The 6,838-nt window shown below is 55.4% G+C and carries 3 protein-coding genes and 1 pseudogene; 1 reads left to right on the top strand and 3 read right to left on the bottom strand.

Translation table 11 applies throughout. The annotated features are described in order from the left end of the window. From B088_RS07840 to B088_RS07830, 3 genes and pseudogenes are all read right to left on the bottom strand, one after another. Positions 1–2,117: pseudogene (locus B088_RS07840) on the bottom strand (collagen-like protein); the annotation flags it as partial. Between the two features lie 223 nt (positions 2,118–2,340). Further along, positions 2,341–3,609, bottom strand: a complete 1,269-nt coding sequence (locus tag B088_RS07835; protein ID WP_026170568.1) for an OmpA family protein — start codon at positions 3,607–3,609, stop codon at positions 2,341–2,343. 213 nt (positions 3,610–3,822) lie between these two features. Continuing rightward, on the bottom strand, positions 3,823–4,926 hold the full coding sequence (locus tag B088_RS07830; RefSeq protein WP_025082258.1) for a BPL-N domain-containing protein: 1,104 nt from the start codon (positions 4,924–4,926) through the stop codon (positions 3,823–3,825). A gap of 410 nt (positions 4,927–5,336) precedes the next feature. On the opposite strand from B088_RS07830, the gene B088_RS07825 reads away from it, so the two are divergent. Continuing rightward, positions 5,337–6,746, top strand: coding sequence for a TolC family protein (locus tag B088_RS07825; RefSeq protein ID WP_162138007.1), 1,410 nt, complete (start codon positions 5,337–5,339; stop codon positions 6,744–6,746). Positions 6,747–6,838 lie beyond the last annotated feature (92 nt).

The following is a 6,838-nucleotide window of genomic DNA, read 5'->3' as shown; positions in this document are numbered from 1 at the left end:
GGCTGCTTCTGCTTCTTGTCAAAGACAAAGCTTACCTTAGCGCCATCATTGACCTGACCGAAGTCAACAACAATCTTACCGGCATCCTTCTTGGACTTGAAGACGTTGGAGAACGGAGTATCGAAGGTACAGAGCGTAGGATCAACAGAGCCGAGATCCGGCGTCAGAGTATTGAAGCGTACGTAAGAGAAGCTATTGAACCAGTAGTTATCACGAGTGATCTTACCGAGGTCAAATACAGGACGATTGATGGTGGTCTTGAAGGTAACTGCGATATCGTTGCCATTCCACTTGTAGTGACCCGTCTTAGAGATCTCTACGCTGTCATCGTTCCCAAGAGCATCGATGAGCTCATCACGAGTTACAGTCCATACGAGGACGTAAGACTCAGCATCCTTGGGATCCGGCTCCTGAGTAATGGTACCGACACCAGTAGTCTCCTGACTCCAAACAAAGTTGCTGTGGAAGATCTCCTTAGGCAGGTTGGCCTTGTGGTAGATATTCTCGTTCATCCACTTCGCATTGGTCGTGTACTTGAAGCCATCGCAAGAGAGATCAGAAGCCTTAACGACAACGTTGATAGGATCAACGGGCTTCGGCTCAATCTTCTGCTCTACAATGTTGATAACGATGAAAGCATCACGGACAACGCAGTCATTGCTCATCAGCATGACATGAACGATCGGGGTACGACCAACTGCGGCGCGGTTGGAAGACTGACCATATACGCGTGCAGAGATCTTGGATCCGTTGAGAATAATGAACTCCTGCTGCTCCGTGTCATTGTCACCGCGCTTGAAAGTGATATCCTTGTTCGCCTTGGTGCCGTCCTTCAGGTCAAAGGCATAAGAGAGAGCATACACATTAAAGCCCTTAAACTCATTGTCCTTGAGAAGAGTAGTCACCTGCTCATTCAGGTCAATGGTCTCACTGTACTGGAGATCAACGACAGAGAAGCGCAACTCGTCCTCAGCACCGGTATACCTAGAGTCAAGAGTCTTGGCCAGAGTCTTGGCGCGATCCAGAGTGGTGGGGAAGAGTATGGAGTTGGACTTCTTGGCGAGGTGGAGATCCGCATACGAGATCACGCTCTTATCAAGCTTTGCCCAGTCAGACTCATTCTCAGCGCCATTAACCATAGGCACAACAACGGCGATCTGATCAATCTTGTTAGCCTCGTCGTTGATGTACTTGGTCTGAGCGGAGATATCCACTGTCAGAACACCTTCCTTCAGGCTTACGAACTTTGCAGAGGGGTTAGCCTTTGCGGAACGAAGCACCGTAGGATTGTTGTAGCGAACGTAGATACCATCCGTCTTGATCTGATCAACAGTGACGTTGCTGGGGCTTACGCGAAGCATAACGCGCGTAGCAGCAGTTACATCGTTCTCGCACGGAGTGGAGAGTCCACCAACGGCAACGATCGGAAGAGCGCCACCCTCATCGGCGACAACCGAAGGGATAAACTTCAGCTGGAAGCCACTAGCCTGACCAAGCTTAACGATGCCGTCCTTAGCCCCCTCAACATTCATCAGGGTAACGACGCCATTCTCATAAACAGCAGAGATGGTTCCCTCGGGCAGCCACTTGTCAGTGGTGATTGTACGAGTGGCAGGCTTAGTGTTAGGATCAACCTTCACCCAGAAGCCCTTTTCATTACCCATGGTACCGGGCACATAGTATACACCATCAGCACCATCAGCACCCTTAGCGCCGGGATCACCCTTAGCGCCGGGCTCACCCTTAGCGCCGGGCTCACCCTTAGCGCCGGGGTCACCCTTAGGACCCTGCTTACCTGCAGCAGGATAGTCGGTCTTGTGGTCATCGATGTACCAGAAGCCGTCCTCGCCGATCTTGACGATGGTTCCTGGCCTGCCATCCTTACCGTTGGTAACCTCGATAGGGTCACCCTTGCTCGGATAGAGCTTGATACCATTGGCTGTTTTCTCGATCTTGGTCACATAGGTGCCATCCTCGAACTTAGCTGTCAGGTTATCCAAACGCTTGTTGATAGCGTCGATATCACCCTGGAAGTCCTTGGAGCAGGAGGAGAAAACCCCCAGACCGAGGACTGCAGCAGCTGACAGCAAGCCAAACTTAAACTTGTTTGCTTTCATAAGTTAACGTTTAGTGAATAAATATAATGTCAAATATTGTTCTCGTGCAAGAAGAAGCCTACACGGCAGCCCGTCTGCTTTTCTTTAGGACAAAGATGGCAAGAAAAATCAAAACCGCAAAAAGAATTGACCATTGATGGGGGTACAAAAGCTGTACAACCCTTAAACTCACCTAAAATTGGTCCATAGAAACTTAGGGTCACGTAAGACTCCTCAGGTAATATCACTTGGTCTTCATGATGACGACGCGATTCCACGCATTGACATCATAAGGCTGTACATCGGATCCCTTGTAGTCGATGGTGATCAGCTCAGAGGGGACGCCATACTCGCTGATGAGCTTGTCGGCCACGTTGCGGGCACGCTTCTCAGAGAGCTGCATGTTGTAGTCAGCACGACCGGTCTGTACATCGGCATAGCCCGTCACGGTGATCGGGGTGTTATTAGCCTTGACGTACTCGGCAGTGTTGAAGAGGTTTATCTCCTGATTCTTGTCGATCTTGGAGCTGTCGATACGGAAGTACACGACATTCTCATAGTTCTTCTCCACTACGGTCTCCTTTACCTCTGGGCACTCGGGGCAGCGAACGGGGCGCTTGCTGAGCTCGGCATTCTGGCTGCGAAGGTCATTGATCTGACTCTGCAGACCGTTGACGAGATCCCAGTCCATCGGCTGTACACCATTCCAGAGCGTCTCACCGAGATTGCAGGTCAGTCCACCACGGACAGCACCGAGAGCATCCGCTGCCTCGAGACCGGGGAAGAAGAGCACCATCGGCTCGATAGTCAGCGCCACACGCGGGTGGAAGTTGATGTTGATGTCCAGTCCGAGGTTGGCCGAAATGGAGTGATCCAGCTCACGGAAGAAATTGTTGTCCTCGTTGTTGACACCCTTCGTATTGAAGATATTGAGGAAATTAGCATCGCAGGCACCCTGAGAGTAGCCACGCGCATGAGGAGCAGCGGTATCGTAGCTCTCATAGCCGGAAACATTGGTGCCGAGGTAGCCGACGCCGAGGAAGGGGACTACATGGAAGACCCGGCTCTCATCGTAAGAGGAGAAGTAATTGACCAGGTCGAACATGAAGTCAAAGTGGGGGTTGAGCGCCCGGAGCTGCAGCGGACCCTTCTCGCCATCGGTCCTATTGTAGCCAAAGACCGGGATGGTGTGATAGTCCAAGGCAAGACGGGTAGAGAAGTAGGGGTTGTGATGCTGTCCTACAGCAAGTCCTGCACCCCAGCTGGCACGATCGCCGAAGTCAGCATCTCGCCGAAGCTCTGCCTGGGAGTCGTGACTCCACTGCATGTCAAAAGGCATAGATAGACTCCCGAAAGCCTGGATAAACCAGTGCCTACAAGAGGGCTCAAAAGCAACTTTCCTTGCCGGGGTGGTGGCAAGATACTCCTCCTGGGAGGTCACCTCCTGTGCGGAGACGCTTGCCGAAATGGCGAGCAACCCTAGGAGGGATAGGCTTAAAATCCTGGTATTCATAATCTAAATAGGTTTCAATCTCTAATGTTCGTTATCTATGCTAAGCCTTCGGTATCCAACAGGTTACACTTTGGGCTGTAATCACGAGGCAAATGTAACATTTTTTTGTCCTAACTACAATTCTCGCCCTTCTTAACGCATGAAAAAGGGAGTAAAGAGCGTAGCCGAGCGAATTATGTCGCTTTTGTCATCCGCATTTGCCAATCTCGGGTATTAGGGTTCCATCTGCCGGAGCGCCTCCTCGACAGCTTGCCGCACCTCCGGATCGGTCTCAGCGGAGCGGAGAGCCACGAGGTCATCCCGGTAGCGGAGGTAAGTGGTCTTGCCGAGCCAGCGAGCGGCTGCCGCTCGTACGAGCGGCGACTCATCGTAAAGAAGACCCTGGATCCAGCCCTTGGCACTCCAGGAATTCATCTCCATCAGCGTGTCCAGCACCTCCACCTTCTTCTCGGGGGCGGCGTAGAGGAGCAGATCGTAGGCATCGCTCTCGTAGCGGCGTCGTTCCTCATTCATCTTGATCTCCCGCTCAAAGTGACCGGGATCGATGAACTTCGGATCGATCTGCTCGGCAACCGCCAGCGAGGAGACCATATGCGCCATACGCGGGACCATCCACTGCATGCCGGGGGTATTCTCAGGGTGTCCGATGACGGAGAGGGTCTTGCCGGAGCCATACGCACCGGTGATGATGAAGGGCTTATCGTTGGTGACCCCACCGGGGACACCATACTCGTGGATGTCGCTCTCCATCGTGGCGAGTGAGGTGTAGGCGATCTCGCCCTTGTCGTCCGGGACCAGCACCGGACCCTCGTAGTACATTATATAAAGTGTATCTCGATCGGCCAGCTCGGGAAAAAAGCTCTTCCCCTCCGGGGTGAGGGTCACCTTAGAGACCGCCAACCCCCGAGTGTCATGCTCGATGTCGATCGCCTTTGCCCCGCTCATCCGGAGGCAGGCGTAGTCGGGTGTATCGGTGAGCTCATACGCACCGGCGCAGATGCCCACAAGTCCCCCACCCTGCCGGACGAAGTGGCGGATCTTCTCAGCGCCAAGGCTGCCAAAGTTGAGGTACTCGGTGGAGCCGCCGCCTCCGGGCAGGATCAGCACATCGAGCCGATCCAGTGCGCCGGTGGCGATGTCCCGGCTGTAGATGTAGTGCGGGGTGATGGAGCGGTCCATCAGCAGAGCGGCGTAGGTCTCCTCGACACAGGTCTGAGCCCCTCCATGCCCGGCAAAGACACCCACCTCCAGCCGATCTCCCGCCAGTGCGGAGAGCGAAGTGAGCAGCATCAGCAGTGATAGTAATAGTCTCTTCATATCATAAGTATGGTCAAGTGAACTTTCTGAGACCAAGATACCAAATAAATCTAAAATCGAAGCATATCACCATAGTCAGCCCCAGGGGTGACGCATTTGAGTAGTACAGAAACCATTCAACTCACTGTGAAGAGTGGTGAACGATGCACCCCGACAGGGGTGCCCGCTTTTTAGCCGGGTGTCGGAGGGGCGCAGCCCCGACGACCCCGGGTCACCGGCGAGACACCTTATATATATGCGACCCCTTGCTGGTCGCTCCCTCCAACGATCGCCATTACGACCGACCCCTTGGTCTATGATTACCCCAATGCTCATGTGCTTCACCCCTTAGAGGAACCTCCTTTGCTCACAAAAGTTGGCGAGAAACTGGTAGATTTGTGGAGATCTACGACCCTATGAGAGCCAATCATATGAGTAAGCCTATACGATATATCCTCTTCGCCGTCGCCTTGCTGGCGGGCTATCTCCCGCTTCGCGCCGAGGGGGATACCCTCCGGACGATCACCCTCGAGGAGGTGCGCGCAGCAGCAGAGAGCCACTTCCCTCTCCTCCGACAGCGGGAGGTGATGGACCGGGTGGTGCGGGAGAGCAGCCGGGCGATGAAGTACGTCTATATCCCCCAGATCAGCCTTACCGGAGGCGTCAATTACCTCTCCGATGTGCCTAATCCGACGAAACAAGACCTGATCAAGGGGGAGAAGCTGCAGGTGGCGATCCCTTCCTTCCTTAAGCAAATGGGCTTCACCCAGGAGGTGTGGGACGGCATGATGGATGAGACGATGGCGAGCATTGCCTCACAGATCAAGATTCCCTCGATCCCCAAGATGCAGCGGGGCGTCGGCATATCGGTCGCCCAGTTGCTCTGGGACGGTGGTCATGCCGCCGCCGAGGGGGCAGTGATGCGAGCGTCGCAGGCTCAGAGCGACGCCCGGATGGAGGAGGTGCTGAGGGAGGTGCGCAAGTCGGTGACGGAGATCTACTTCGGACTGCTCAAGGTGGACGGTCAGACAGCCCTCCAGGCGACGCTCATCGAGGAGCTTCGCCGTCAGGAGGAGCGGGTCGAGGTGGCGATAGCGAATGACGTGGGCACCCGAGCGGATGCGGAGGAGATCCGGGTGGAGCTGCTGCGGGCGGCTCAGGACCGTGCGGCACTGCAGGAGACGCGCCGGGCACTGCTGGAGGCGCTGACGATCTACACCGGTCTCCCGCTGGGCGTGGGGACGGAGGTGGTCCTGCCCCCTACCCCGATCGAGCCCAAGGCTCCTGCCGGCGGACGGATCGCCCCACTTCGTCCCGAGCACCGGTACTACGATGCGCTGACGGCAGAGGCGCAGGCGACCTACGACAGCTACCTCGCCGGGCTGGTGCCACAGGTGATGCTGACCGCCACGGCGATGTATTCCAATCCGTACCCCAATTTCTTTAAGCCCGGGGCGCACCCCTTCGGGATGGTGGGGCTGAGCTTCCAGTGGACCTTTGGTCAGCTTTATGGCCTCGGGGCGCAGCGGACCCAACTCCGGGGCATGACGGAGATGGCGGAGATGCAGCGGCAGACCTTTGAGCAAAAGACCTCTGCCGAATTGGCACAGGCACGGCATAAGGTGCAGCAGAGCGCCGAGCAGATGCGACTCGACGAGGAGATCGTGGCACTGCGCAAGAACATCAACGACCGCTCCGCCGTGCAGGTGGAGGAGGGCGTGATGACACGCCGGGACGCGCTGCAGCTCCTGACGAAGTACACGGCCGCCAGGCAGACGGCCGACCTCCACAGGATAGAGTACCTCGAGGCGCTCTATGGGCTGGCGGAGATCGAGAGATAAATAAATAGGATAGTGATGAAGATGAAGAATGAGATACTATACGGCTCTCTCGTCGTCCTCCTGCTGCTCCTCTGCGTAGGTTGCGGGCAAGA

The sequence above is a fragment of the Porphyromonas bennonis DSM 23058 = JCM 16335 genome, from assembly GCF_000375645.1.
GTDB classification, from domain to species: domain Bacteria; phylum Bacteroidota; class Bacteroidia; order Bacteroidales; family Porphyromonadaceae; genus Porphyromonas_A; species Porphyromonas_A bennonis.
Note: the sequence above shows the minus strand (reverse complement) of the source record. Positions and strands in the feature narration are given on the sequence as shown.

Excerpts from the sequence above, each read along its gene's own strand:
- B088_RS07835 (WP_026170568.1), bottom strand. The coding sequence starts at position 3,609 with ATGAATACCAGGATTTTAAGCCTATCCCTCCTAGGGTTGCTCGCCATT.
- B088_RS07830 (WP_025082258.1), bottom strand. The coding sequence starts at position 4,926 with ATGAAGAGACTATTACTATCACTGCTGATGCTGCTCACTTCGCTCTCC.
- B088_RS07825 (WP_162138007.1), top strand. The coding sequence starts at position 5,337 with ATGAGTAAGCCTATACGATATATCCTCTTCGCCGTCGCCTTGCTGGCG.